A 24738-nucleotide genomic window follows, 5' to 3' on the forward strand; every position below is an offset into this window, starting at 1 on the left:
TGGAGCTACACTTTTCACCAAAATAGTATTATGAGGTTTATCTTATTATTGTTATTCGTTTCTCTAGTCGCTTGTAAAACAGAAACGGATAAAAAAGTTGATACTTCTACCTCCTCAGTTCAGGTAATTACAACTACAACACAAGTTTTTGAAACACCCGACGTCTTGTTAGGCGATTTGTTCGTGGATGTACAGATGAAAGAAGTATTTCATGACGGCAAAACCTTTGTAGACTGTACCCCTAAATATCCGGCAAAGGTTATAGTGGAAAAATACGAAACCCAAAAAAGCAAGGCGGGCTTTGATCTCAGGGACTTTGTTCTGGAAAATTTTGAAGTACCCGTTTCTATATCCTCCGATTTTAAATCGGATCCAAATAAATCGGCTATTGAGCATGTAAATTCCTTGTGGCCCGTATTAAAACGAGCATCTGATACCTATAAAGAAGGCAGTACCTTAATTCCACTGCCAAAGCCCTACGTAGTTCCCGGAGGCAGATTTAGGGAGGTCTATTATTGGGACAGTTATTTTACGATGCTGGGCTTGGTAGAGAGTGGTGAATTTGGTCTGATTAAGGACATGTTAGATAATTTTTCTCATCTCATACAAACTGTGGGTCATATCCCGAACGGGAACAGAACCTATTATATTACAAGATCTCAACCACCATTTTTTTCGCAAATGGTGAAATTGTTAGCAGCGCATAAGGGAGACGAGGTATATGAAGAGTACAAGGATGCCCTGAGGAAAGAATACGAGTTCTGGATGGAAGGACGTAATGCCAATGAGACTCCTATCAAACATTGTGTCGGTACACCTTTGGGGGTGATGAATAGATTTTATGACCTTGGCGATAGCCCCAGGCAAGAGTCGTACAGAGAAGATTATACGCAAGTGAGTGCCATGGGAGGAGGAACCAAAATGTATCAGGATCTCAGAGCAGGTGCCGAATCGGGATGGGACTATACTTCCAGATGGTTCGCCGATGGAAGTACTATAGAATCTATAGAAACCACCGATATTATTCCGGTGGATCTCAACGCCTTGCTTTTTGGATTGGAAGAGGTTTTAACTCATTGCTTTAAAGATGATGCAGCCTATGTTGCAAGCCTTAAGTTAAGTATGGAGAATAGAAAGGCATTTCTGGATCAGTATTGCTGGAATGAACAGGAAGGGGTGTATGCCGATTTTAATTGGGTAGCTCAAAAGCAAACATCTATTAAGTCGCTCGCAATGGTATATCCCTTATTTTTTAAAATGAGCAATCAGTCGCAGGCAGATGAGGTGGCCAGTTATGTAAAAGAGCATTTCCTTAAACCAGGAGGTGTGGTTACCACACTCTATGATACAGGGCAACAATGGGATGCTCCAAATGGATGGGCGCCTTTACAATGGATGACGATTATTGGACTGCAGAATTACGGCCATAAGGATTTGGCCAGGACAATTGCAGAAAGATGGGTAAGTCTAAATGAAAAGGTCTATGCTAATACCGGTAAATTTGTAGAGAAGTACAATGTAGAAGATCTGTCTTTGGAGGCAGGGGGAGGAGAGTACCCTGTACAAGATGGGTTTGGTTGGAGCAACGGAGTTTACCTGGCCTTAAAAGGGTATTTGGAAAACCAATAGTGGCTAATTTAGCATAAATACCAGACCTTTTTGTTGAGTCGGTTTTGGTTTCACCACTTGAAAAATGCAGTTAGTTCATCAACTTTTCCTTCACCACTTCGTTCATATAAGGAACCTGATCAAGGGCTTTCTGAGTAAAATTGTATAAACTAAGTGCCCTGTCCATATTTTGGTTTTCATAGGCAACTTTGTAGTAAATATTTCCATTAAGATAATCTGTCAATGCCCTAATTCCATGGAGAAAAGGCATTAGTACAACTCCCATAGAAAGCAGATCTATTTCCTTTGCCGTAAGAAAAGCAGGGTTAGAACTCAGGCCATCGACAAAGGCTTCAAAAAGCGGCTTGTCAAAAGTAATCTTATGGTGCTCTTTTTCATCTTCAGGGGCCGTGTTGACTACGGTCCGAACAGCATCCCCAAAATCGTAGTGGAAGTACCCCTTCATTAAAGTGTCTAAATCAATAAGGCATAAAGCCTTATCAGTATGCTTTGAAAAAAGGATATTGTTGAGTTTGGTGTCATTATGGCAAAGTCTGACGGGGATTTCCTCCTGATCCCACTCTTTTAGCTTCGCTAAAATCCCAAAAGTAAAATCTATGGCTTTCTCTGCACTAACCTTCAATTCTGAAGGGCAGTTATCCAGTGCCGTTTTAAATTGATCTTCACGCAATTGAAGGTTGTGGAAATTGGGGATGGTTTCTTCAAAATCTTTTATTGGGGCAGTATGCAACAATTGATGAAACTTGCCTATTACCCTCCCGGCTTCGTATGCAATTATAGGATTTGTTGTGGTGTTGTAGGCCGTACTATGATCTATATATGTCATCAACCTCCAGCATTCACCGGCAGATGTCTCATAATAATAATCCCCATCAAGAGTTTTAACCAGCTCAATTTTCGCATAATCAGCATCCGCCAAATAATCCAGTGCCTTCCCAAAATTATTCATCAGGCCTGCCACATTCTGAAAGACTGTAGTATTAACCGACTGTAAGATAAATATGGGTCTGGACACATCCAGCACCAGAAAAGTGTCATTAATTAAACCTTGACTGATACTTTGTAGGCTATAGGGTTTCTTCTCAATGGAAAATTTATGTAGTAGAGCTACATGATCATTATTCTCCATTGCAGACATAGTTTATGATTTGACAGAGTTCCAAAGGGGAGCCTTATAGCCACCATTATTAGTCATGTCTAATAACTGATCCATGGCTTTCTCCTTATCATCTGCATAAGTAATTCCAAACCATTTGCTATCCGAAGGAATCACATCAACAGCGGTTTTGTTTTCCTGTAACATAGCTTGTATTACAAAAGGAAGGTAAACCTCACTACCGGTAATGTTTTCTTCATCTTTTAAAAACTCCCTTATATCTTCTTCAATCTGCGAGAAAATAGAAGGTCTGCAGACCCAGAAATTCATACTTACCAGTTCATCGCCAACAAATGCCTTGCCGGTTTCCAAATCTACTATACCACCGTTTTGTCTTGTAATCTTAATGGTTTCAACAACAGATACTAAAGCATCCCCATCTCGTTCACATACACCTCTTGATACAGAACCGTGTTCGGAAAGTGTATCACTCAGGGTGTAGGCCATAAGTCCATAACGGTCGTTATCCTCATTTTTAGCGATAAATTCAGCGGCATTTCTATAAGCAGCTTTCCCGTAATAGTCATCAGCATTGATAACGGCAAAAGGGGTTTTTATTACGTTTCTGGCAGACCAAACTGCGTGGGCTGTACCCCATGGCTTCTGGCGCTCTCCCTGATAGGCAGAGCCCTCTGGCAAATCTGAAAGCTCCTGTGCAATAACATCTAATTTAACCGATGCCGGAAGTCTAATGCTGAGGTGATCTCTTAGAAACGCAACATTGTCTTTTTGTGTTATAACCACTATATGGTCAAAACCGCTTTCCAAAGCGTCGTATATGCTGAACTCCATCAGGAATTCTTCATTTGGACCAAGGCCGTCAAATTGTTTTAATTTTCCATATCGGCTACCTCTTCCGGCTGCCATTAATAGTAAAGTCATAACTAATTCATTAATGGCCGCAAAAATAAGTTTTTATGACTGAAAATGTATCCTATCCTAAAGATTTTCATAATTTAAAGCGCTTTAAACGTAATGTGTTATGAATTCCAGACGGAAATTTATTAAAAAGACTTCAGTAATTGGTGCCGGCATGCTGACCCTTCCAACAGCGGCGTCGGAGTTTATGGAATCTGTACAGGAATCCAAATTAAATATAGGCCTCATTGGTGTTGGTTTAAGAGGAACTAATCATCTCAGCAATTTGTTGTTGCGAAAAGATGTCAATATTACTGCAATTTGTGATTTGGATCCGAAGCGGATCGCTATTGCAAGGAACATGATTAGTGATGCAGGCGGAAAAGAACCAAAGGTTTATGGCAAGGGAGAATACGACTATAGAAACTTATTGGAGCTCAAGGAAGTAGATGCTGTCATAATTGCCACCCCATGGTTATGGCATGTTACAATGTCTGTTGATGCTATGGAAGCCGGCAAGTATGCCGGTGTTGAGGTTTCGGCGGCCAATACGCTGGAAGAATGCTGGGATTTGGTAAATACACATGAAAAAACCGGCACCCATCTGATGATACTCGAAAATGTGAATTACAGAAGGGATGTTCTGGCAGTGTTAAATATGGTACGTCAGCAGGTATTTGGCGAGTTACTGCATTTTAGATGTGGGTACCAGCACGACCTCAGGGAAGTGAAATTCAATAATGGCAAGCAGCCCTATGGAGGCGGTGTAGAATTTGGCGAAAAAGCAACTTCCGAAGCCAAATGGCGTACTGCACATTCTGTTAAACGCAATGCCGATGTCTACCCAACCCATGGGTTAGGGCCTGTTGCTGTTATGGCAGATATTAATAGAGGAAACAGATTTATATCTATGACTTCTCACGCCTCAAAGGCAGTTGGGTTGCATAACCATATTGTAAAGCATGGTGGGAAAGACCATCCTAATGCCAGCATAAAATTTAAGCAGGGAGACATTATTACCTCTACCATAGGCACTGCAAATGGCGAAACCATTATTGTTACTCACGATTGCAACTCTCCCAGGCCATATTCTTTAGGATTCAGGGTTCAGGGTGCAAACGGACTTTGGGAAGTAGATGGAAACAGAATTTATGTTGAAGGAGAATCCGAACCACATCAATGGGATGATGCAACCGAATGGTTGGCTAAATATGATCATCCACTATGGAAGAAGTTTGGTCAATATGCCGAAGGGGCAGGTCATGGCGGGATGGATTTCTTTGTTATTAATGCCTTTGTGGAATCTGCCAAAAAGAATATTGCGCCTCCCATGGATGCCTATGACGCTGCAGCCTGGAGCGCGGTAACCCCATTATCAGAAGTTTCGCTGGCCAATAATGGAGAGCCTCAGGATTTTCCTGACTTCACCCGGGGGTTGTGGATTAAAAGGGCACCATACAACTGGATTAAAAATAACTTCTAGAACACCGAATACTTCAAAGAACAACCAACGTCAATTTTATGAAAGGACTAGACGCAATAGACTGGATAGTAATTACTGCTTATTTTATAATTCTACTGGGAGTTGCATGGTGGGTCATTAAGCAAAAACAAAAGAATACAGAAGATTACTTTCTTGCCGGCAGAAATATAGGTTGGTTTGTTGTAGGAGCTTCAATATTTGCTTCCAATATTGGTTCGGAACATGTAGTTGGCCTTGCAGGTAACGGAGCTGGAGATAAGATGCCCCTGCTAATCTATGAATTGCATGCCTGGATTGTATTAATGCTGGGATGGGTTTTTCTGCCATTTTATGCAAGAAGCGGAGTTTTTACGATGCCCGAATTCCTTGAGAAGCGATTCGATGCCAGGTCCAGATGGGTGTTATCCGTGGTTTCACTCATAGCTTATATTTTAACCAAAGTATCTGTCACAATTTATGCCGGGGGAGTAGTTGTATCGGCTCTCCTCGGCATCCCTTTCTGGATTGGAGCTGTTGCTACTGTGGTGCTTACCGGATTATACACCGTGCTGGGAGGAATGAGGGCTGTGGTTTATACTGAGACCATACAGGCCATTGTATTGGTAATGGGTGCTGGGGTGCTGACGTTCATGGGGCTCGATGCCGTTGGTGGTTGGGGAGAACTTAAAAACACGGTTGGGGCGGATTATTTTAATATGTGGCGTTCCAATTCGGACCCGGATTATCCCTGGTTGCCGCTTTTTATTACCAGTACTATTGTAGGGATCTGGTATTGGTGTACAGACCAGGTAATAGTGCAACGCGTACTGACGGCCAAAAACGTCAAAGAAGGAAGGCGTGGTAGTATATTTGGTGCCCTTTTGAAACTAATGCCGGTATTTTTGTTTCTGATTCCCGGAGTTGTGGCATTAGGATTAAAAATGCAGGGGAAGCTAGATTGGGACAGTCCGGACGAGGCCTTTCCGGTTCTTATGAGTAACCTCCTGCCCTCTGGTTTAAGAGGGCTTGTTGCAGCCGGACTTCTTGCAGCCTTGATGAGTTCGCTTGCTTCGGTTTTTAACTCTTGTTCTACGCTTTTTACCTTAGATATCTATAAGAAAATAAGACCGGATAAACCGGAAGAAAAGCTGGTGAAAACGGGGCGGATTGCTACATTTTTTGTCGTTGGCCTTGGGTTGCTTTGGATTCCTATTATTACCACATTATCTGACGGGCTGTACGAATATTTGCAAAATGTTCAGGCGTATATCTCACCTCCGATTGCAGCGGTCTTTCTACTTGGGATTTTTTATAAAAGGATCAATGCCAATGGGGCCATTGCTACCCTCGTAGGAGGATTTTTAATTGGATTTTCAAAATTGACACTGGAGATTACCAAGTCCAGTTTTTCGGAAGGAAGTTTTATGTTCAGGATAGCAGATATCAATTGGCTGGTCTTTGGGGCCTATTTCTTTGCTATTTGTGTTGCCATTGCCGTTGTGGTCAGTATGTTTTATCCTGCACCTTCTAAGGCCCAGCTGCAGGGGTTAACATTCGGGTCTATTTCAACAGAGCAGAAAGCTGCAAATAAATCTAGTTATAATATTTGGGATATTCTGGCTTCAATTCTGGTGGTTCTTATAGTGGTATATATTATGGTGTCTTTTAGTGCGATATCGCTTTAATACAGAGTAGAAGGACTCTGAACTCTCTTGCTTAAGATGGATATGTGAATGTCGGTTCTATAAGGTTTTATAGTGTTTTAGCGCTATTGGATCTTCTTAATTGCATTTCAGTTTAGCGAGGAAGCCATTTGCATATTTTTAGGAATTGATAATACAGGATATGCTCATCCTAAATCTAATCCTGACTTTTATCATGTTTTCTTGGTGAAGCTCATTGTAGATTTGTTAGAAACATTTAGTTAATGTGTAGTTTAACCCAGAAATACAATATTCCAGGTCCCAGATATACCAGTTACCCTACGGTTCCCTATTGGGATATGACTACTTTTTCAGCAAAACGGTGGAAAGCATCTTTAATACAAAGTTTTAACGAAAGCAATAAGGAGGAGGGTATAAGTCTTTATATCCATCTGCCATTTTGTGAAAGTATGTGTACTTTTTGTGGATGCCACAAAAGAATTACAAAGCGGCATGAAGTTGAAATGCCATATATCAATTCTGTACTGAAAGAGTGGAAATTATATTGCGATCTTTTCAGTAGCAGACCAATTATAAAAGAATTGCATCTGGGTGGTGGGACCCCAACATTTTTTTCTCCCGAAAATCTTGAAATACTAATTCATGGAATATTTTACAGGGCTGATAGAGCTGAGGATTATGAGTTCAGTTTTGAGGGCCATCCCAATAACACAAATAAAGATCACCTTCAGGCACTTTACAATGTTGGTTTCAGGAGGGTAAGCTATGGCGTGCAGGATTATAGTGAGAAGGTACAAAAGGCCATTCACAGGATTCAATCCTTTGAGCAGGTAAGTAATGTAACCAATTGGGCACGTGAAATAGGGTACACATCAGTTGGACATGATATTATTTTTGGGCTACCCCATCAAACCTTAAAGGACATTGAGAACACCATCGAGAAAACAAAGATCCTTAAACCCGATCGTTTGGCATTTTATAGTTATGCACATGTTCCCTGGTTAAAGGGCAATGGACAAAGAGGATATAAGGATGAGGATTTACCTAGTGCGCAAGAGAAAAGAAAACAATATGCCCTTGGAAAAGAAATGCTCTCTGAGGCCGGGTATTTTGAAATTGGGATGGACCACTTTGCAAGGGAAGGCGATAGCTTGTATAAGGCAATGGTTTCAGGTAAATTGCATAGAAATTTTATGGGGTATACCGCCTCAAAAACCAAGCTGATGATTGGCCTGGGAGCCTCTAGCATTAGTGACAGTTGGTATAGTTTTGCGCAAAATGTCAAAGGTTTGGAAGAGTATCAGCATTTAATTGAAAACCAGATTATTCCTATTTACAAAGGACATATACTAACTGGTGAAGATGAAAAAATTAGAAGGCATATATTAAATTTAATGTGCCACTTTAGAACGTCATGGGATAGCGAAGCTACCTATTTTCCTGAAATTGACAGGGTGTTAAATAGCCTTAAGGAAATGGAGGCCGACAAGCTGGTAGAAGTTATGCCCAAAGAAATAATAGTCACCGAAGCTGGTAGACCATTTATAAGAAACATTTGCATGGCATTTGATTTGTTGTTACATAGAAAAGCGCCAAAAACACGCCTTTTTTCTATGACTGTGTAATCTTAAAATTAAAATTATGAAAACTATTATTGTACCTGTTGACTTCTCAGAACAATCCGAATATGCCATAAAAGTAGCCGCTTCTTTGGCAAAAAAACACAAAGCAGAACTTTTGGTTTTGCATATGCTGGAACTTAATGAGGCCGTTCTGACCTCTGCTGAAGGCTTGCATATAGAACAAACTGTATTCTTTATTAAACTGGCGGAAAAGAGATTGACCAATTTCTTAGATAAGCCGTATTTAAAAGACATAAAGATTACTCCGATAATTAAGCACTTTAAGGTTTTTAGCGAGGTAAATGATGTAGCTAAAAAACACGGTGCTGATCTAATAGTTATGGGGTCTCATGGCACGGACGGACTAAAAGAAATATTTGTCGGATCTAATGCAGAGAAGGTAGTTCGTCATGCCGATGTTCCCGTTCTGGTTATTAAAAAGGAAATTGAAGACTTTAATGTAGAAAATTTTGTTTTCGCCTCTGATTTCAGAGAAGAAGGCTTGGTGGCGTTCCAAAAGGCATTAGATTTTGCCGACACCTTATCTGCAAAACTGCACCTGGTCTATGTAAATACACCTGGGGAAGATTTTCTAAGTCACCAGGATATATACAAAAAGGTTACTGATTTCTTACAGAAGTCCGGAGCCGGGAAAGAAGTTGAAATCTATAACGATTACAGTGTGGAGCGCGGAGTGCTTAATTTTAGCGAGAGTATCGGAGCAGACGCAATAGGGATACCAACACACGGAAGAAGAGGCCTGGCGCATTTCTTCATGGGAAGTATTGGTGAAGATATTGCCAACCATTCAAAAATTCCCGTTATAACATTTAGGATTTGATTGAGTGATATATATAGTTGATGAATGAGAAGGGGAGTCTGTGGGGGCTCCCTTTTTATTTAAAGTATTGACATACATTAATTTAAACAAGTTGCATAGTAACCGGATCCCAATTGACAATCTTCTCGTTAAAATAACTTTCATTAGCCAATAGCGCAGCACCTGCTGCCCGTAATCCAAATGTGGGGTCCTGTACAATAGTACCATTGCCCCGAATTGCCTCGAAGAAATTAAAAAAATGGTCATAATGCCCGCCTTTATAATCACGGGGCGCTTCCCATATGGTCTGCCCGGTGTTTAAGGATGTTGCTCTGGATGTGGTATTTTTAACGGCATATTCTTTCCTGATTTTCTCCTGGGTAGCTTCGGTATAGGCAACCATGGAATAACCTCCCGGAGTCATTCCCAATTTTGAACGGGTTAGTTGAACCCTATTCTGACTCACCTCCATTTCACCTTCGGTACCAATTATTTTAAATCCACCACCTCCGCCATTTCCTGCAATAAAGTTTATTCTGAAGACGGCATTAAAGGCTGCATGAGTTGCTGTTTGAGGATAATCATAAAGGGTGAGAGAAACATCCGGAACATCCCGACCGTCTTTCCAATAACGCAGTCCTCCTGTTGCCAATGCCTTATTTGGCCCCTTTGAACTCAGCACAAAATTTAAGGTAGAAAATGCGTGAACGAAAAGATCGCCGGCAACTCCAGTTCCGTAATCCTGATAATTTCTCCATCTGAAAAATCGTTTCAATTCAAAAGGTACTTTTGAGGCGTTTCCCAAAAAAGTGTCAAAATCTACCGTAGACGGATTAGCATCCGGAGGGATAGGATATTGCCAGGCCCCATCGGATGAATAGCGATCGTTATACATGTCTAGCATAACAATTTCGCCAATGGCACCATCATTATACAATTGTTTTGCTTTCTCATTACCCAGGGAAGACATTCCCTGGCTACCTACCTGGCATACTACAGCTGTTTGCTTTTGAGTTTTAATTATTTCATGGCCTTCATCAAATTTTTGGACCATCGGTTTTTCGCAATACACGGCCTTGCCGGCATTAAGGGCATCAATTGTAATTTTTTTATGCCAATGATCCGGGGTGGCAACAATAACGGCATCGATATCTTTTCTTTGAAGTAGTTCCCGGTAATCCCTGGTGGTGTATATATCATCTCCCCAGAGTTCCTTCGCTCTGTCTAATCTTCCTTCATAAAGATCACAAACAGCAACCAGTTGTACCCCGTTTACTCCTAGCGCAGCCCTGGTATCGTAAATACCCTGAATTCCTGAGCCGATGAGCCCCAGTTGAATCTGATCGTTATGCGCATATTCTTTTTGATGATATGTTTTATGCAGTAGTAGTTTTTGAGAGTAGGAACCTGCTAAAATTTCAGGAGCTGCACTCATTGCGGCGGTTCCCAGGGTGGCTCTTTTAATGAAAGACCTTCTGGATGAATTTTTATTCATAATCGGAAGCAATAGTTATGGTAAATAAAAGCTATCAAGTTACGGCTTTTGATATAGCTGACAAAGTAACATCAGAGAGGTAAGAATGCCTTCTTGTCACCTAGATTTTCAGATAATTCGCGAATTGAAGTAGATTCAAGGCTTTTTATCATTTTTGAACGCGAACTACTAACAGCATGGTGCAGAGGACAGGGTTTATCCTTGCTGCAATCTTTTAGGCTGAGCAGACAGGACTCTAGCTTATTCTTACCGTCTATGACACCAACAATATCCATAACAAACAAATCTTTATTCAGTTCACTTAGATAGAAACCACCTTTAGGGCCACGTGTAGAGGAAACTATGCGATGTCGGGATAAATCCTGGAGTAACTTGGAAAGGTAAGCCTTTGGTACGTTGATGGGCTTGCAGATATCCTTTACCATCAATTTATTGTCTTCACTGGCGTGAAGTGCCAGGTATAGAACAGCCTTAATAGCATATTTTGAGGAGTTTGAGAACATAAAAATGAATTGATAATACAAATATAACAATAAAAAGATATTTTTATCTTAAATATGACAATAGTCATGTTTTTTCTATGACTTCGCAACTACTTTTGAGCCATAATCTTAACATCTATAAATTATGAAATTCGTTTTCAGAAGTGCTCTATTACTCCTCTCTTTAATTGTATTGAGTTGTGGTGGAAAAGAAGAAAAGAAAAAGGAAGGGTTTAGCGTCGAAAGGCAGAAATCCCAGACAGAGCAGCCTAAATCAGAAACAGAAGCTCCTACTACTAAAGCCTCTGAAAGAATAGAACTTAACAATAAAGGGGTAGGCCCAATTACAGATTTGACATTGAATGATGAAATAGACCAGGAAATGGCAACTATGGGAGAAGGGATATATAATCAAATGTGTCTCGCATGCCATAGAGTAGGAAAGAAATTCATTGGTCCGGCACCCGATAAAATATTAGAAAGACGTAGCCCGGAATGGGTTATGAACATGATCCTGAATCCGGAAGGAATGGTCAAGGAAGATCCTCTTGCCAAAGACCTCCTGATAGAATTTAATGGTTCTCCAATGGCCAACCAGGGTCTGACAGAAGAGCAGGCCAGAGCCGTTTTAGAATATTTCCGAACACTTTAAACCAACAAATAATGAAAACAGACACTAGACTTAAGCTGCTACCAGCTTTAATTATTTTGCTCTTCGTTTTAGTTGCATGTAAAAATGATGCTAAAACGACAGGTACCGACTCCGTTTCAGAACCTCAGGCGACGGAACAAACTAAAAAACAAGGGCAGGCTTTCCTTAAAGACGATGAGTCTACGCCCAATGTTTTAGACATTGCAATTGGATCTGCGGACCATTCAACACTTGTTGCTGCAGTGCAAGCTGCGGAATTAGAGAATGTTTTGGTCAATGCAGGGCCCCTTATGGTTTTTGCGCCGACAAACGCTGCTTTTGATGCACTTCCTGAAGGCACCGTGGAAAATTTACTTAAACCAGAGAATAAGGATGCCCTATCCAACATTCTAAAACACCATGTTACGCCAGGTAAATATGATAAGGAATTTCTAAAGAAATTTAAAAAATTAGGCCAGGCAAATGATCAGAGCACGACAGTAGAAGTAAAAGGAGATGATGTCTACGTTGGCGGAGCCAAGATCCTTGCAAGTGTGCCTGCTGGTAATGGAATTGTTCATGTTGTAGACAAAGTGATATTACCTCCATCTAATTAATAACAACTAGAAAATTTATAAAAATGATGAAAAAATTTAGTCTTTTATTAACCGGTATTTTGGGTTTTGCCCTGGTAATGACCAGTTGCAATAACCAGGGAAAAGGCACTTCAAATGGTGCGTTAACTTCCAATGCCGCTGAACGTGTCTATGTGGCCCCTGGAGAGCACGATGAGTTTTATGCCTTTATTTCTGGTGGCTTCAGTGGACAGTTATCTGTATACGGATTGCCATCTGGACGACTTTTCAAAGTGATTCCTGTTTTTTCACAGGATGCTGAAAAGGCATGGGGCTATAACGAAGAAACAAAACCTATGCTTAATACCTCACATGGTTTTGTGCCATGGGATGATTCGCATCACCCGGACATTTCACAAACCAATGGAGAATTGGATGGTAGATATGTATTTATCAATGGGAACAATACTCCCAGGATTGCTAAAGTAGATCTAAGTGTTTTTGAAACTACTGAGATCATTGAAATCCCCAATAGTGGGGGGAACCATAGTTCTTCCTTTGTTACGGAAAATACAGAGTATGTGGTGGCCGGCACAAGGTTTTCAGTGCCAGTTCCTCAAAGAGATATGCCAATTAAGGATTACAAAGGTAATTTCAAGGGAGCCCTTACATTTATAAGTGTGGCACCTGAAAATGGCAGAATGGACATTAAATTTCAGTTGATGATGCCTGGGTTCGATTATGACCTTGCACACCCTGGTAGGGGTGATTCTCACGGCTGGTTCTTTTTTACCACTTACAATACGGAAGAGGCCAGTTCTCTGCTAGAAGTAAATGCATCGCAGAATGATAAAGACTTTATTGCTGCCGTGAACTGGAAGAAAATAGAAGAATATGTCAATGGCGGCGGAGGCAAAAAAATGGCTACAAATTATGCGCATAACGTATATGATGAGAGCACACATACTGCCACTTCAACTATGAAGAAAGAAGTTCTTGTGGTAGATCCACTAGAGGTTCCTGGTGCCGTGTATTTCCTTCCTACACCTAAATCTCCTCACGGTTGTGATGTAGATACTACCGGAGAATATATTGTTGGTAACGGAAAACTTTCTGCAGATCTGACTGTACACTCGTTCTCCAAAATGCTTGCAGCTATCGAGGCAGAGAAATTTGACGGAGATGCTTATGGCATCCCTATCCTGAATTTTGAAGATGTTTTAGCTGGAACGGTTAAAAGTGGAGGCTTGGGGCCATTACACACAGAATTTGATGGCGAAGGTAACGCCTATACTACATTCTTCATTTCTTCGGAAGTGGTGAAATGGAAGGTAGGTACCTGGGAAGTTGTAGACAGGCAACCTTGTTATTATTCCGTAGGTCACCTTATGATACCCGGAGGGAATTCCAGAAAACCATTTGGTAAATATGTGCTGGCGATGAATAAAATTACTAAAGACCGCTATCTGCCAACCGGTCCGGAAGTAACACAATCTGCTCAGTTATACGATATATCCGGAGAAAAAATGGAGCTGCTGCTCGATTTCCCAACGGTAGGTGAACCACACTACGCCGCAGGGATAGCAGCAGATATTGTAAAGGCAAGATCTAAAAAGATATATAATCTTTCAGAGAATGAGCATAAATATGGTATCCAGACAGATGCAGATGTACGAGTAGAACGAAATGGCAAAGAAGTACATATCTACATGTCTATGATTCGAAGCCACTTTAACCCGGATAATATTGAAGGTATTAAAGTGGGGGATAAAGTGTATTTCCACGTCACCAACTTGGAACAAGATTATGATGTTCCCCATGGGGTAAGTGTTTTGGGTGCCAATACAGCAGAGCTTCTTATTATGCCGGGGCAAACGGAAAGCTTTGTTTGGGAACCTAAACAGGTAGGTGTCTGGCCATTTTATTGTACAGATTTTTGTTCGGCACTTCACCAGGAAATGCAGGGGTATATAAGAGTTTCCCCTGAAAACTCGAACTTAGACCTGTCCTGGTCTTTGGGTGAGTAAATACTCTTAGAAATTCTTTTTTTCAAACTAAAAGCGGGTAGCTAACACTAACCCTATCCGCTTTTCTTTTAATCCTTTTACATTATGAATAAGTCGAAGATACTAATGTTCCTTGCGGCATTACTGCCACTGCTTTTGTTTGTTTTTCCTTTGTGGAAGATTACACTAGAAGCACCACAGTACCCAACTCCGCTGGGGATGTACATTCATATTAATGATTTTTCGGATGCAAATCCACATGATATAAAAAACATCAATTTGATGAATCACTATGTTGGGATGAAGTATATTCCTGACGCAATTCCGGAATTTAAAATATTTCCTCTTGGTATCATTATTACGACCGTTTTAGGATTGATAATTGCATTTTATGGGAATCACAAATGGTACCTGTATTGGTTTATAATGATGGTTTTGGTTAGCGCTGCCGGCTTGTATGATTTTTATTTGTGGGAGCACGACTATGGCTATGATCTGGATCCAAAAGCAATCATGAAATTCACCAATCCGGATGGCTCTGTGATGGGTTTTCAACCGCCCTTATTTGGCTCTAAGGACATCCTGAACTTCACGGCACATTCTTATCCCCAGTTGGGAGCCTATTGCCTTGGTCTTGGTATGGCAGTTTCTTTTGTGGCATACTTGCTAGGGCGTAGAGAGAAAAAAAATCAAGTTCTGAGACATGAAGCATCTTAAAAAAATACCGCCCTTTTATTTCCTGATATTAATTGGATTGCTGGTATCCTGTAAAGTAAGCCCCCAACCCATTACCTATGGTTCTGATGGTTGTCATTTTTGTAGTATGACAATAGTAGACCGTCAGCATGCAGCAGAACTAGTGACAGAAAAAGGTAAGGTATTTAAATTTGATGCTGTAGAATGCATGCTGAACCATTTAAAGGATGTTGATAACACCACTATAGCCATGTTTTTGGTTAATGATTATGACGCCCCCGGAGAATTAGTAGATGCAGCTGAGGCGAATTATTTAATATGCGATGAAATACCAAGTCCGATGGGCGAATACCTGACGGCATTTGGCACAAAAGAAGGTGTTGAAAAAGCCTTTAAGGAGAATGGCGGAGAAACATTTACCTGGCCAGAATTAAAACTAAGATTTGAAGTTACCGATTAAATAAAGACTAAGATGCATTCAATTTTTGGAACATTAGAAACGGAAGCATGTATTAAGTTGCTTAAGGATAACTATATAGGACGATTGGCTTTTAACTCTGGAGCAACCCCCTATATAACCCCAATTACTTACTATTATGACGCAAAGGAGAACTGTATTTTGAGCTATTCCACGGAAGGCCACAAAATAGCGGCCATGAGAAAATTAAACCTGGTGGCATTGCAGGTAGACCAGATTGATACCATACAAAATTGGCGTTCTGTTCTGATACATGGCAATTTTGAAGAACTTAAGGGAAGCACCGCCAAATACTATCTGCACAAGTTTGCTGAGGGAGTACAGGAAACTATTGCAAAGACAGAGGGTTCCGGAGCTAAATTTATCAGTGATTTTTCTAGTCGTTTAACACAAAAGGGTATTCCTATAGTATATCGTATAATCATAAATGACATTTCAGGAAAGTTCAGGGATGGGAAGTAGCACCAAAAACCAATTAATGTACGAGCTAAATAATATAATTGCGTCTCTCGCTTTTAATGGTCTCCAGGTAAAGCAATTAATAAAGACATCCTTCTTGGAAATTCTTTGCATAAGTTTAGAGAATGGTGCAATTTTTCCTGAGCATACTTCTCCACGGGATGCTGAATTGATCGTACTTGAAGGTGAGATTACTTTTTTTATTAATGAGCAACAATTCGACTTACATAAGTATCAACATTTTAGATTTCCAAAAGAAGTTCGGCATTGGGTACAGGCCACTGAAAATTCAAAATTTTTAATCATAAGATAATTCATATATGAGCACTTTTAAAGTACTTTTTACACTCTTCCTATGCCTTGTTGTTACTGAGATGAGCATGGCTCAAACCAAGTCATGTGCACTTTGTAATATGGAGATCAATGACAATGCGTTCAGGGCAGAAGCGACTTCCGGTGCTGGAAACCCAGTGAGTTTTGATGCGATAGAATGCCTGGTGAATTACTTGAAAACAAAGGATCAGAACAGTTTTTCTAAGCTTTCCGTCACAGATTATACAAGCGGCCGGTTCATAGATGCAACAAAAGCCTATCATTTAAAAAGCAAAGATGTACCAAGTCTGATGGAAGAAGCGATACCTCTATATCAGAACTATAATGGTATATTTATGGATGAGGATTGGGCGGTAAATATTGCTGTCAGATATATAGTACTCTAAGAAGGAACACTATGAACATAAGAGGATTATTCATTCTTTTCTTTTGTACCATTACAGGGTCAGGCCTTTGGGCCAAAACCATTGAAGTCTGTTATTCATGTGAGGTGGCTTCTGTTAAGGAAGCAATAGCCATGGCCTCAGATTATGATACCGTTCTTGTTAAAAAAGGAACTTATAAGGAATATAACCTGGTAATAGATAAACCAATGACCCTGCTTGGGAAGGGATATCCTGTGATTGACGGAGAAGATAAAGGAGAGATAATTACCATAACATCAGATGGGGTTACCGTAGATGGCTTGTTCATCATTAATGTTGGCACAAGTTATACCTCGGATTATGCTGCAATACGGGTTATAAAAAGCAAAAATTTTCTTATCCAGAATGTGGTATTGGAGAAATTATTTTTTGGTATATATCTGGAGAAATCCCAGCACGGCAAAGTGTATAACAACAAAATTGTGGGAGACGCGGTGGAAGAGTTCAACTCTGGCAACGGTATACAATTATGGTATTGCCAGTATGTTGATATTGATGGCAATATTGTGCAACATGTAAGAGATGGTATCTATCTGGAATTTTCTGATAACATTAATATCAGTAACAACAGGAGTTCGGATAACGTTCGCTACGGCTTGCATTTCATGTTTTCCAATAATGATACTTATCAAAACAATGTTTTTGAGAACAACGGTGCCGGAGTGGCGGTGATGTTTTCAAAGGAAATTAAAATGATAGACAACATCTTTAGAAAAAATTGGGGCCCTACTTCTTACGGATTATTACTAAAGGAAATTAATGATGCGGAAATTAGAGGTAACACTTTTGAAGATAATACCACCGGTATTACTGTAGAAGGTACAAACAGGGTGCGTTATGAAAAGAATGATTTTATAAATAATGGCTGGGCCTTAAAAGTGCGGGGGGCTTGCTATGGGAATATTGTGATTAATAATAATTTCCTTTATAACTCTTTCGATGTTTCTTATAACAGTAAGCTCAACGACAATGTTTTTGATCAGAATTTCTGGAGCTCATATACCGGGTATGATCTGGATAAAAATGGCATAGGTGATGTGCCCTACAGGCCTGTAAAACTGTTCTCCTATATTGTGAACAGAACCCCGGAGACGATAATAATGCTCAGAAGCCTGTTTATGGATATCATTGATTTTTCTGAAAAGGTCTCCCCTGTTTTCACCCCCGATAAACTAATAGACGCTAATCCTCTAATGAAGAAATTATAATGATAGGCATAACAGACTTGCACAAGAAGTATGGCAAAAACAAGGTGCTCACCGGGGTTGACCTGGACATCACTAATGGAGGGATTTATGCAATTTTAGGACCAAATGGCTCAGGAAAAACCACACTCATTAAAAGCGTTTTGGGGATGGTAATCCCGGATGCTGGTGATATTTCGGTTTTCGATAGTAGCATAAAGGGTAAATGGAAATATCGCAAGGAAATTAATTATTTGCCACAGATCGCCAATTTTCCAAACAACCTTAGTGTAAAAGAATTAATTCAGATGATCATTGATCTTCGTCAAAAACCAAGTGAGGAGGAACAACTGATCTCACTATTGGAATTAGAACCTTTTCTGGATAAAAAATTAAGTACACTTTCTGGTGGCACAAAACAAAAGGTAAATATTGTGATGGCCTTTATGTTCGACAGCCCGCTGATGATTTTAGATGAGCCCACCACCGGTTTGGATCCGGCATCACTAATACAATTAAAAGAGCTGATCCAAAAAGAGAAGTCGAAGGGTAAAACCTTGTTGATCACTTCGCACATTATGCAGTTTGTTGAAGAGGTGGCAGACGAAATAGTGTATTTGCTCGAAGGCAATATATATTTTCAGGGGAGTATCAAGGAACTAAAAGAGAAAACAAAAGAGAAAGATTTTGAACATGCCATTGCGGCTATAGCAAATTACAAAACACATGCTTAAAATATTAAAATACAGTTTTTACGATTTAATGCGCAGTCGCTGGAGCTATGTGTACTTTCTCTTTTATTTGTTGTTGGGCTTTGTGTTATTATTCCTAAACAACGATCTGTCCAAAGCGGTTATTACCTTAATGAATGTGATCATTGTGTTGGTGCCGCTTATCGGAACCATCTTTGGAGTCATGTATTTCTATAATTCAAGAGAGTTTATAGAATTATTGCTGGCACAGCCCTTAAAGCGTTCCTCTATCTTTCTGGGCCAATTTTTTGGTGTGGCAACTTCACTGACCCTGAGCCTTATGTTAGGTTTGGGAATACCATTTGTCTTGTACGGTCTATTTAAAAGCGATGCCATTTGGAATTTTTCCCTTTTACTCGTTACAGGATCTTTCCTGACATTTATTTTTACCGGTCTGGCGTTTAATATAGCATTGTCTAATGAAAATAAGATCAAAGGTTTTGGTTATGCAGTGTTACTATGGTTATTCTTAGCAGTAATCTATGACGGATTGTTTTTACTGTCGCTCATAATTTTTGAGGAATATCCCCTGGACACCTTTTCTCTGGCAGCTGCCATGGCCAATCCTATAGATCTGTCGCGTACGTTAATACTTCTGAAATTAGATATTTCGGCTTTACTGGGTTATACGGGAGCCGTATTTAAGCAATTCTTTGGCACCAATTCTGGTCTGATTATTTCTTTTGGATTGCTATTACTTTGGGCGATTCTACCAATTTGGAGTTTGTCTTATAAATCCAGGCGAAAAGATTTCTGATAAAATCAAAAAAAGCCTCGCGAATGATCAAGCCAAATCATCATGTAAAAATCGCTCTAATTTATTTCATTTTGGCTGCCGTATTAGGCCTGGTTTTACGTTCATTTAATCTTCTGGAAATCCCGATAAATTACAAGTTTATCCTGAATACCCATTCGCATATTGCACTATTGGGATGGGTTTATTTATCTGTTTCCACCATATTGTACAAGTTGTATTTAGCCAAAACCAGTTTCAACAAGAAGTATTCCAGAATCTTTTGGTTTACGCAAGTGTCATTAATAGGGATGCTTTTTACTTTTCCCTTTATGGGGTATGCCTTGTTTTCCATTATCTTTTCTACCCTCTTTTTGTTTGCTTCGTACTGGTTTACCTGGTTTTTTTTGAAATATACGCCGATCACTTACCGGAAATCAGATTCCTTTAAGTGTATAAGGGCATCTTTATGGTATCTGGTAATCTCTAGTGCGGGGCCCTGGGCCCTGGGAGCAATTATGAATATTTTAGGTCCGGAATCTGTTTGGTACCGTCTGGCCATCTATTTCTATCTTCATTTTCTATATAATGGCTGGATGATACTATCTCTTGTCGGAATGTTGTTGTTTGTTCTTGAAAGACAACAACTAGTTATCCCAGAGAAGACAATGAAGTTATTTTATGGGAGTCTAAATCTGGGAATAATTCTCTCTTTCTTCTTATCTGCCCTCTTTGCAAAACCACATGTAATAGTTAATATTTTAGGAGCCATTGGAGCAATTTTACAAATAGGGGCATTCTTAGTTCTTGGGGTTTCACTTCTTAAAATACAGAAGAGAGCGGATAAGTTTTTCTCCCCTCTTCATATTGGGATGTTAAAGATAATTGTCTTTTTGGCTGGTCTAAAAATGATATTGCAATTGTTAAGTGCGTTGCCCTATTTTGCCGGCCTGGCAGTAGAGTTTTTAGATTTTACCATAGGCTACCTACATTTAACTTTTTTGGGTGTGGTGACTATAGGATTGTTTTTATTCCTCGATTATTTTAAGATGTTAAGAATCCGGAGGAATATGTATTACCTATATCTCTCTGGTTTTATCCTTTCAGAATTATTTATCTTTTCCAGGGCAATAACCGCCTGGTTAAAACTAAAAATAATTGCAGGGAATTCTGAGCTAATAGCTATTGCCAGCTTGTTAATGGTGCTAAGTTTGATGCTTATTTTGCTCTCAAATAGCCTGAATATCAGGAGAGGTAATCACAAACATTAATCGGTTCGGAGGAAAGTTAAAGTAAAATTGTTCAAAAATACTAATTGCTTCCCCAGCTATCTTTCTCGTTTTGTGTCCATAATACAGGAAAGAATTTACGTTGCTGATGCTTGGGGTGCAAGTATTTTATCCATTTAGATCCGCCGGTTGCTGCCTTTTGTTCTCCTTTTTTATTTAAATAGTGCTTTGCTGTACTGAGATGAACCAAAGGCCATTTTACATTATACAAAACATCAAATTCTTTTAATTTGTCTTTTAAATCCGAGGATAGTTCCGGGAGTTCTAAAATGCGATCTTCAAGTGTGTTACCCTCTATTTTTTTAGCAAATGCTACGAATCCTTCAAGATATTCATCCTCAAACTGCTGCATAGTCAAAGTTTTTTCACCCGTTTTTCTATTGAGCCCGGCGTCTTTCCAGTAGATGTGCTCAAAATAATCTGCGATGGTCGGTTTTACGGGTAGTCTGCTTTTGCCTTGATCATTGACAAGGTTTTGCAAGCGGGTGCAATAGAGCTCAATATACCTGAATTGAGCACTTTGGAAGCCACTGGCAGGGGTAAGTGTAGATCTGAATATGTTGTAATCGTCATAATCCATCCCATCTTTCATAATATCAAAAGAAGTAATGAGCAAAGTGGTATATCTATTTAATCTGTTGATTTTAGTGATGAGATAGTCTTCGGTGAGTTGTTTTTCTTCTGTGATTTGTTCCAGTTCATGACACATCATTTTCAGTACCAGTTCGGTAACCTGATGGTACATAATAAAAATACTTTCGTCTTTAAAATGCGTTCTTGGCTTTTGCAAAGAAAGCAATGTATTTACTTCTACATAGTCCCAATAGTTTATTGGTTTGGCATGTAAGAGGCCTTTCAAATAAGTCTCTGGATTTTCCCCTAATTGCTCATATTTCTCCTTCAGTTTTTTCTTGATATCCGACATGATTTATCTATTAATTTTGTCTGTGCTGATATATCTGCATGTATAGCATTGTGCTCATTTTTTGCGCCCTGTTTTTTGCTATCCAGGCATTTTCTCCCTCAAATAATTCATCTATAGTAGAGAACCAAAGGTTAATCCAATATCCAAAATGCTCGGGTGTTAGAGAATGGTTCATTTTATCATCAACTTCCTGATGTACAAGGACCGGGTTCCCGGAATATTTGCGATTTAAGAAGAGTTGTGTTTCCCAGAAATCTGTGAGTAGACTAAAGTGACTTTCCCAATCCCTGATTATAGCATTAAATATCGGCCCCAGTATTTCATCCTTTCTGATTTTCGCATAAAAGGTCCGGACCAGCAATGAAATATCTTTCCGGTTTTTTATGTCGCTTTTGGTTTCCATTTTATATTATGTTCAGGGCTATTTCAACCATTTTAGTAAATGTATTTTCCCGCTCTTCGGCGCTACAGGCTGTATTGCTCACCAGGGAATCTGAAATGGTAAGAATGGCAAGGGCCTGTACGTTATTTTTGGAAGCTATGGTGTACAATCCTGCAGCTTCCATCTCTGCACATAATACACCACTTTTCGCCCATTTTTTATAGGCGTCCGGATCTTCGCTATAAAACTGGTCAGAAGACAATACATTCCCGGCATTAAAAGCGATGTTATTTTTGGTTGCATATTCTGCTGCTTTGATAAGTAAATCAAAATCCGCTGTAGGGGCATAACTCCCAAATCCAAATTGTTTTTTATTAATGCCAGAGGTGGTTGAAGCAGACATGGCAAACACGATGTCTTTTAACCCGATGTGTTTTTGATAAGAACCTGCAGTGCCTACTCTTATTAAAGTTTTTACCCCATATTCCTTTATAAGTTCATGATAGTAAATCAAGGCAGAAGGAATCCCCATACCACTACCCTGAACAGAAACACGTTTATCCTTGTAGTTACCTGTATAACCAAACATGCCTCTTACCTTATTATAGCACACCGCATTTTCCAAAAAAGTTTCAGCAATCCATTTAGCACGCAAGGGGTCACCTGGAAGCAAAACGGCATCCGCAATATCATTTTTGTTGGCATCGATATGTAAACTCATACTAATGTGTGCTCTTAATTTACTATTGCAATTCCTGAGGAAGTGCCAATCCTGCTAACTCCCATTTCAATATATCTAAGGGCAGTGGTTTTGTCTTTAATTCCGCCAGAGGCTTTTATGGCAGCCAAACCTTTGACCGTATTTTTAATTAATTCTACATCCCCTAGGGTGGCACCGCCAGTGCCAAAACCTGTTGAAGTTTTTACGAAATCTGCTTTGGCGGCAATGATAAGCTTACAAGCACGGCTTTTTTCTTCTTCATTCAGGAAACAGGTTTCAATAATTACTTTTAAAACTTTGCCCTGGATAGCTTCCTTAATTGATGCTATTTCGCTGGTTATACTATCATATAGTCCTTCTTTAAGCCATCCAATGTTGATCACCATATCAATTTCGTCTGCCCCGTTTTCTACACAGTTTTTGGCTTCGGCAACCTTAGATGCTGTAGACATTGCCCCAAGCGGGAATCCAATAACCGCAGCAAGTTTTACTCCCGAGCCCATCAATTGTTTTTGTGCTAATGCTACAAAGCAGCCATTAACACAGACGGCATAAAATTGATGTTGTTTTGCTTCAGAGCACAAATTTATAATGTCCAGACTAGTAGCCGTTGGCTTTAATAAAGTATGGTCTATATACTGTGCTAAATCCATTTATGCAAAATTTTTGGTACTGCCGAACCTTTCAAAAGCCTCTTTTTGCAATTCCTCCCTATGGTCGGGATGTGCAATTGATATTAGTGCATCTGCCCTTTCTTTCAGGTTTTTTCCAAAGAGGTCCACAACACCGTATTCGGTAGCCACATAATGAACATGTGCCCTTGTTGTGGTTACGCCTGCACCATGCTTAAGATAAGGTGTAATTTTTGAAATGCCTTTGGAAGTTACAGATGGCATAGCAAAAATGGGTTTGCCCCGCTCTGAAAGTGCTGCAGCCCTTATAAAATCCATCTGTCCTCCAACACCGGAATACTGGAACTTGCCAATAGTATCAGCACATACCTGGCCGGTTAAATCTATCTCAATAGCACTATTAATTGCAGTAACTTTTGGATTTCTTCGAATGATCGCGGCATCATTTGTATATCCTGCTTCTTTAAAATGTACCAGGGGGTTGTCATCGACAAAATCATATAATTTTTGTGAGCCCACGGCAAAGCAAGAAACAATTTTTCCTGTTTTAATCTCTTTATCCTCACCGGTTAGTATACCGTTTTCAATTAGTGGCAGCAGCCCATCAGAAAACATTTCTGTATGTACTCCTAGTCGTTTATGGTTGTGCAGATTTTTCAGTACAGCGTTGGGGATATTTCCAATACCCATCTGAAGGGTAGCACCGTCTTCAACAAGCTGTGCGACCTGTTTGCCTATTTGCTCTTCAATATCTGAAATTGGGACCAGATCATGAATATGAATTGGAGTGTCCACCTCAATAGCGCAATCAATATTCTTAATATGAATGATACCATCTCCATGGGTTCTGGGAACGCAGGGATTAATTTGCGCAATGACTTTTTTTGCTGTCTGAATGGCTGGCAAGGCAACATCAACAGAAACTCCGAGCGAACAAAATCCGTGTTTGTCCGGAGGGGAGACCTGAACTATGGCCACATCAAGGGGCAGTATTTTTTTTCGAAATAATAAATGAATTTCGCTTAGAAAAATGGGGATATAGTCGCCTCGTGTACTGTTAACCAATTTTCTGACATTAGGGCCCACAAAACAACTGTTCATTTTAAAACTTTCGCTATATGGCAAATGAGCGTATTTGGCTTCCCCTTCAGTATGTATTGAAATAATTTCAACATCTTTTAATTCGTTGTATCGCTCACATAGTGCATCGATCAAAATATTTGGAGTCATAGCTGCTCCCTGTAAAAAAACGCGATCTCCAGATCGCACTTGAGATACGGCTTCAACCGCAGAAACTATTTTCATATGTCTTAATCTATTTTATTAATT

26 protein-coding genes are annotated in these 24738 nt (G+C 39.8%); 17 read left to right on the forward strand and 9 right to left on the reverse strand.

Annotation, left to right across the window (positions count from 1 at the left end; genetic code table 11):
• The first annotated feature begins 30 nt into the window (after window positions 1–30).
• Entirely contained in the window at window positions 31–1629 is a 1599-nt protein-coding gene (gene treF / locus J1G40_RS13010; protein WP_265243082.1) for an alpha,alpha-trehalase TreF, read from the forward strand.
• A 70-nt stretch (window positions 1630–1699) separates the two neighbouring features.
• On the opposite strand, the gene J1G40_RS13015 is transcribed toward treF, so the two are convergent.
• The gene (locus tag J1G40_RS13015) at window positions 1700–2767 is read right to left on the reverse strand and encodes a phosphotransferase enzyme family protein (protein WP_265243083.1); all 1068 of its coding nucleotides are present in this window, start codon (window positions 2765–2767) and stop codon (window positions 1700–1702) included.
• A gap of 3 nt (window positions 2768–2770) precedes the next feature.
• Window positions 2771–3667 (reverse strand): nucleotidyltransferase family protein, encoded by an 897-nt coding sequence (locus J1G40_RS13020; RefSeq protein ID WP_265243084.1) that lies wholly within the window; start codon window positions 3665–3667, stop codon window positions 2771–2773.
• 100 nt (window positions 3668–3767) lie between these two features.
• Between J1G40_RS13020 and J1G40_RS13025 the strand changes: the two genes are divergently transcribed.
• The 4 genes from J1G40_RS13025 to J1G40_RS13040 all read left to right on the forward strand — a co-directional run bounded on the left by J1G40_RS13025 (window position 3768) and on the right by J1G40_RS13040 (window position 9232).
• Window positions 3768–5126, forward strand: a complete 1359-nt coding sequence (locus J1G40_RS13025) for a Gfo/Idh/MocA family protein (protein ID WP_265243085.1) — start codon at window positions 3768–3770, stop codon at window positions 5124–5126.
• A gap of 38 nt (window positions 5127–5164) precedes the next feature.
• A complete protein-coding gene (locus J1G40_RS13030; RefSeq protein WP_265243086.1) occupies window positions 5165–6790 on the forward strand; it encodes a sodium:solute symporter in 1626 nt (541 codons plus the stop codon).
• Between the two features lie 242 nt (window positions 6791–7032).
• A complete protein-coding gene (hemN, locus tag J1G40_RS13035) occupies window positions 7033–8394 on the forward strand; it encodes an oxygen-independent coproporphyrinogen III oxidase (protein ID WP_265243087.1) in 1362 nt (453 codons plus the stop codon).
• Window positions 8395–8410: 16 nt separating this feature from the next.
• Window positions 8411–9232, forward strand: coding sequence for a universal stress protein (locus J1G40_RS13040; RefSeq protein WP_265243088.1), 822 nt, complete (start codon window positions 8411–8413; stop codon window positions 9230–9232).
• 82 nt (window positions 9233–9314) lie between these two features.
• Here the strand turns inward: J1G40_RS13040 and J1G40_RS13045 are convergent, their stop codons facing one another.
• Window positions 9315–10706: a Gfo/Idh/MocA family protein gene (locus tag J1G40_RS13045; RefSeq protein WP_265243089.1), complete on the reverse strand. Its 1392-nt coding sequence runs from the start codon at window positions 10704–10706 to the stop codon at window positions 9315–9317.
• Window positions 10707–10777: 71 nt separating this feature from the next.
• The gene (locus J1G40_RS13050; protein WP_265243090.1) at window positions 10778–11209 is read right to left on the reverse strand and encodes an RrF2 family transcriptional regulator; all 432 of its coding nucleotides are present in this window, start codon (window positions 11207–11209) and stop codon (window positions 10778–10780) included.
• 124 nt (window positions 11210–11333) lie between these two features.
• On the opposite strand from J1G40_RS13050, the gene J1G40_RS13055 reads away from it, so the two are divergent.
• The 12 genes from J1G40_RS13055 (at window position 11334) to J1G40_RS13110 (ending at window position 20731) form a co-directional block, all read left to right on the forward strand.
• A complete protein-coding gene (locus tag J1G40_RS13055) occupies window positions 11334–11840 on the forward strand; it encodes a c-type cytochrome (protein WP_265243091.1) in 507 nt (168 codons plus the stop codon).
• Between the two features lie 11 nt (window positions 11841–11851).
• On the forward strand, window positions 11852–12436 hold the full coding sequence (locus J1G40_RS13060; RefSeq protein ID WP_265243092.1) for a fasciclin domain-containing protein: 585 nt from the start codon (window positions 11852–11854) through the stop codon (window positions 12434–12436).
• A gap of 26 nt (window positions 12437–12462) precedes the next feature.
• Window positions 12463–14421 (forward strand): Sec-dependent nitrous-oxide reductase, encoded by a 1959-nt coding sequence (gene nosZ, locus J1G40_RS13065; protein WP_265243185.1) that lies wholly within the window; start codon window positions 12463–12465, stop codon window positions 14419–14421.
• An 84-nt stretch (window positions 14422–14505) separates the two neighbouring features.
• The gene (locus J1G40_RS13070; protein ID WP_265243093.1) at window positions 14506–15117 is read left to right on the forward strand and encodes a hypothetical protein; all 612 of its coding nucleotides are present in this window, start codon (window positions 14506–14508) and stop codon (window positions 15115–15117) included.
• Window positions 15104–15556, forward strand: a complete 453-nt coding sequence (locus tag J1G40_RS13075; protein ID WP_265243094.1) for a nitrous oxide reductase accessory protein NosL — start codon at window positions 15104–15106, stop codon at window positions 15554–15556. The genes J1G40_RS13070 and J1G40_RS13075 overlap by 14 nt, the downstream gene beginning before the upstream one ends.
• Window positions 15557–15568: 12 nt before the next feature.
• Window positions 15569–16036 carry a pyridoxamine 5'-phosphate oxidase family protein gene (locus J1G40_RS13080; protein WP_265243095.1) on the forward strand — a complete coding sequence of 156 codons (468 nt, stop codon included), beginning with the start codon at window positions 15569–15571 and terminating at the stop codon, window positions 16034–16036.
• A gap of 16 nt (window positions 16037–16052) precedes the next feature.
• Window positions 16053–16346: a cupin domain-containing protein gene (locus J1G40_RS13085; protein ID WP_265243096.1), complete on the forward strand. Its 294-nt coding sequence runs from the start codon at window positions 16053–16055 to the stop codon at window positions 16344–16346.
• A 7-nt stretch (window positions 16347–16353) separates the two neighbouring features.
• Window positions 16354–16752, forward strand: coding sequence for a nitrous oxide reductase accessory protein NosL (locus J1G40_RS13090; protein WP_265243097.1), 399 nt, complete (start codon window positions 16354–16356; stop codon window positions 16750–16752).
• 11 nt (window positions 16753–16763) lie between these two features.
• Window positions 16764–17999, forward strand: a complete 1236-nt coding sequence (locus J1G40_RS13095; protein WP_265243098.1) for a nitrous oxide reductase family maturation protein NosD — start codon at window positions 16764–16766, stop codon at window positions 17997–17999.
• Window positions 17999–18709, forward strand: a complete 711-nt coding sequence (locus J1G40_RS13100) for an ABC transporter ATP-binding protein (RefSeq protein WP_265243099.1) — start codon at window positions 17999–18001, stop codon at window positions 18707–18709. The genes J1G40_RS13095 and J1G40_RS13100 overlap by 1 nt, the downstream gene beginning before the upstream one ends.
• On the forward strand, window positions 18702–19484 hold the full coding sequence (locus tag J1G40_RS13105; RefSeq protein WP_265243100.1) for an ABC transporter permease: 783 nt from the start codon (window positions 18702–18704) through the stop codon (window positions 19482–19484). The genes J1G40_RS13100 and J1G40_RS13105 overlap by 8 nt, the downstream gene beginning before the upstream one ends.
• Window positions 19485–19507: 23 nt before the next feature.
• Entirely contained in the window at window positions 19508–20731 is a 1224-nt protein-coding gene (locus J1G40_RS13110; RefSeq protein WP_265243101.1) for a hypothetical protein, read from the forward strand.
• A gap of 40 nt (window positions 20732–20771) precedes the next feature.
• Here the strand turns inward: J1G40_RS13110 and J1G40_RS13115 are convergent, their stop codons facing one another.
• From J1G40_RS13115 to J1G40_RS13135, 5 genes are read right to left on the reverse strand one after another with little or no spacing between them, the layout of a single operon-like run.
• Window positions 20772–21674 carry a tryptophan 2,3-dioxygenase family protein gene (locus J1G40_RS13115; RefSeq protein WP_265243102.1) on the reverse strand — a complete coding sequence of 301 codons (903 nt, stop codon included), beginning with the start codon at window positions 21672–21674 and terminating at the stop codon, window positions 20772–20774.
• Between the two features lie 10 nt (window positions 21675–21684).
• Window positions 21685–22077 carry a group III truncated hemoglobin gene (locus J1G40_RS13120; RefSeq protein ID WP_265243103.1) on the reverse strand — a complete coding sequence of 131 codons (393 nt, stop codon included), beginning with the start codon at window positions 22075–22077 and terminating at the stop codon, window positions 21685–21687.
• Window position 22078: 1 nt separating this feature from the next.
• Window positions 22079–22777, reverse strand: a complete 699-nt coding sequence (deoD, locus tag J1G40_RS13125) for a purine-nucleoside phosphorylase (protein ID WP_265243104.1) — start codon at window positions 22775–22777, stop codon at window positions 22079–22081.
• A gap of 14 nt (window positions 22778–22791) precedes the next feature.
• On the reverse strand, window positions 22792–23430 hold the full coding sequence (gene deoC / locus J1G40_RS13130; RefSeq protein WP_265243105.1) for a deoxyribose-phosphate aldolase: 639 nt from the start codon (window positions 23428–23430) through the stop codon (window positions 22792–22794).
• On the reverse strand, window positions 23431–24714 hold the full coding sequence (locus J1G40_RS13135) for an acetyl-CoA hydrolase/transferase family protein (RefSeq protein ID WP_265243106.1): 1284 nt from the start codon (window positions 24712–24714) through the stop codon (window positions 23431–23433).
• Window positions 24715–24738: the final 24 nt, after the last annotated feature.

Source organism: Muriicola sp. Z0-33, assembly GCF_026126425.1.
GTDB lineage: Bacteria > Bacteroidota > Bacteroidia > Flavobacteriales > Flavobacteriaceae > JAFMPW01.

Excerpts from the sequence above, each read along its gene's own strand:
- treF (WP_265243082.1), top strand. The coding sequence starts at position 31 with ATGAGGTTTATCTTATTATTGTTATTCGTTTCTCTAGTCGCTTGTAAA.
- J1G40_RS13015 (WP_265243083.1), bottom strand. The coding sequence starts at position 2,767 with ATGTCTGCAATGGAGAATAATGATCATGTAGCTCTACTACATAAATTT.
- J1G40_RS13020 (WP_265243084.1), bottom strand. The coding sequence starts at position 3,667 with ATGACTTTACTATTAATGGCAGCCGGAAGAGGTAGCCGATATGGAAAA.
- J1G40_RS13025 (WP_265243085.1), top strand. The coding sequence starts at position 3,768 with ATGAATTCCAGACGGAAATTTATTAAAAAGACTTCAGTAATTGGTGCC.
- J1G40_RS13030 (WP_265243086.1), top strand. The coding sequence starts at position 5,165 with ATGAAAGGACTAGACGCAATAGACTGGATAGTAATTACTGCTTATTTT.
- hemN (WP_265243087.1), top strand. The coding sequence starts at position 7,033 with ATGTGTAGTTTAACCCAGAAATACAATATTCCAGGTCCCAGATATACC.
- J1G40_RS13040 (WP_265243088.1), top strand. The coding sequence starts at position 8,411 with ATGAAAACTATTATTGTACCTGTTGACTTCTCAGAACAATCCGAATAT.
- J1G40_RS13045 (WP_265243089.1), bottom strand. The coding sequence starts at position 10,706 with ATGAATAAAAATTCATCCAGAAGGTCTTTCATTAAAAGAGCCACCCTG.
- J1G40_RS13050 (WP_265243090.1), bottom strand. The coding sequence starts at position 11,209 with ATGTTCTCAAACTCCTCAAAATATGCTATTAAGGCTGTTCTATACCTG.
- J1G40_RS13055 (WP_265243091.1), top strand. The coding sequence starts at position 11,334 with ATGAAATTCGTTTTCAGAAGTGCTCTATTACTCCTCTCTTTAATTGTA.
- J1G40_RS13060 (WP_265243092.1), top strand. The coding sequence starts at position 11,852 with ATGAAAACAGACACTAGACTTAAGCTGCTACCAGCTTTAATTATTTTG.
- nosZ (WP_265243185.1), top strand. The coding sequence starts at position 12,463 with ATGAAAAAATTTAGTCTTTTATTAACCGGTATTTTGGGTTTTGCCCTG.
- J1G40_RS13070 (WP_265243093.1), top strand. The coding sequence starts at position 14,506 with ATGAATAAGTCGAAGATACTAATGTTCCTTGCGGCATTACTGCCACTG.
- J1G40_RS13075 (WP_265243094.1), top strand. The coding sequence starts at position 15,104 with ATGAAGCATCTTAAAAAAATACCGCCCTTTTATTTCCTGATATTAATT.
- J1G40_RS13080 (WP_265243095.1), top strand. The coding sequence starts at position 15,569 with ATGCATTCAATTTTTGGAACATTAGAAACGGAAGCATGTATTAAGTTG.
- J1G40_RS13085 (WP_265243096.1), top strand. The coding sequence starts at position 16,053 with ATGTACGAGCTAAATAATATAATTGCGTCTCTCGCTTTTAATGGTCTC.
- J1G40_RS13090 (WP_265243097.1), top strand. The coding sequence starts at position 16,354 with ATGAGCACTTTTAAAGTACTTTTTACACTCTTCCTATGCCTTGTTGTT.
- J1G40_RS13095 (WP_265243098.1), top strand. The coding sequence starts at position 16,764 with ATGAACATAAGAGGATTATTCATTCTTTTCTTTTGTACCATTACAGGG.
- J1G40_RS13100 (WP_265243099.1), top strand. The coding sequence starts at position 17,999 with ATGATAGGCATAACAGACTTGCACAAGAAGTATGGCAAAAACAAGGTG.
- J1G40_RS13105 (WP_265243100.1), top strand. The coding sequence starts at position 18,702 with ATGCTTAAAATATTAAAATACAGTTTTTACGATTTAATGCGCAGTCGC.
- J1G40_RS13110 (WP_265243101.1), top strand. The coding sequence starts at position 19,508 with ATGATCAAGCCAAATCATCATGTAAAAATCGCTCTAATTTATTTCATT.
- J1G40_RS13115 (WP_265243102.1), bottom strand. The coding sequence starts at position 21,674 with ATGTCGGATATCAAGAAAAAACTGAAGGAGAAATATGAGCAATTAGGG.
- J1G40_RS13120 (WP_265243103.1), bottom strand. The coding sequence starts at position 22,077 with ATGGAAACCAAAAGCGACATAAAAAACCGGAAAGATATTTCATTGCTG.
- deoD (WP_265243104.1), bottom strand. The coding sequence starts at position 22,777 with ATGAGTTTACATATCGATGCCAACAAAAATGATATTGCGGATGCCGTT.
- deoC (WP_265243105.1), bottom strand. The coding sequence starts at position 23,430 with ATGGATTTAGCACAGTATATAGACCATACTTTATTAAAGCCAACGGCT.
- J1G40_RS13135 (WP_265243106.1), bottom strand. The coding sequence starts at position 24,714 with ATGAAAATAGTTTCTGCGGTTGAAGCCGTATCTCAAGTGCGATCTGGA.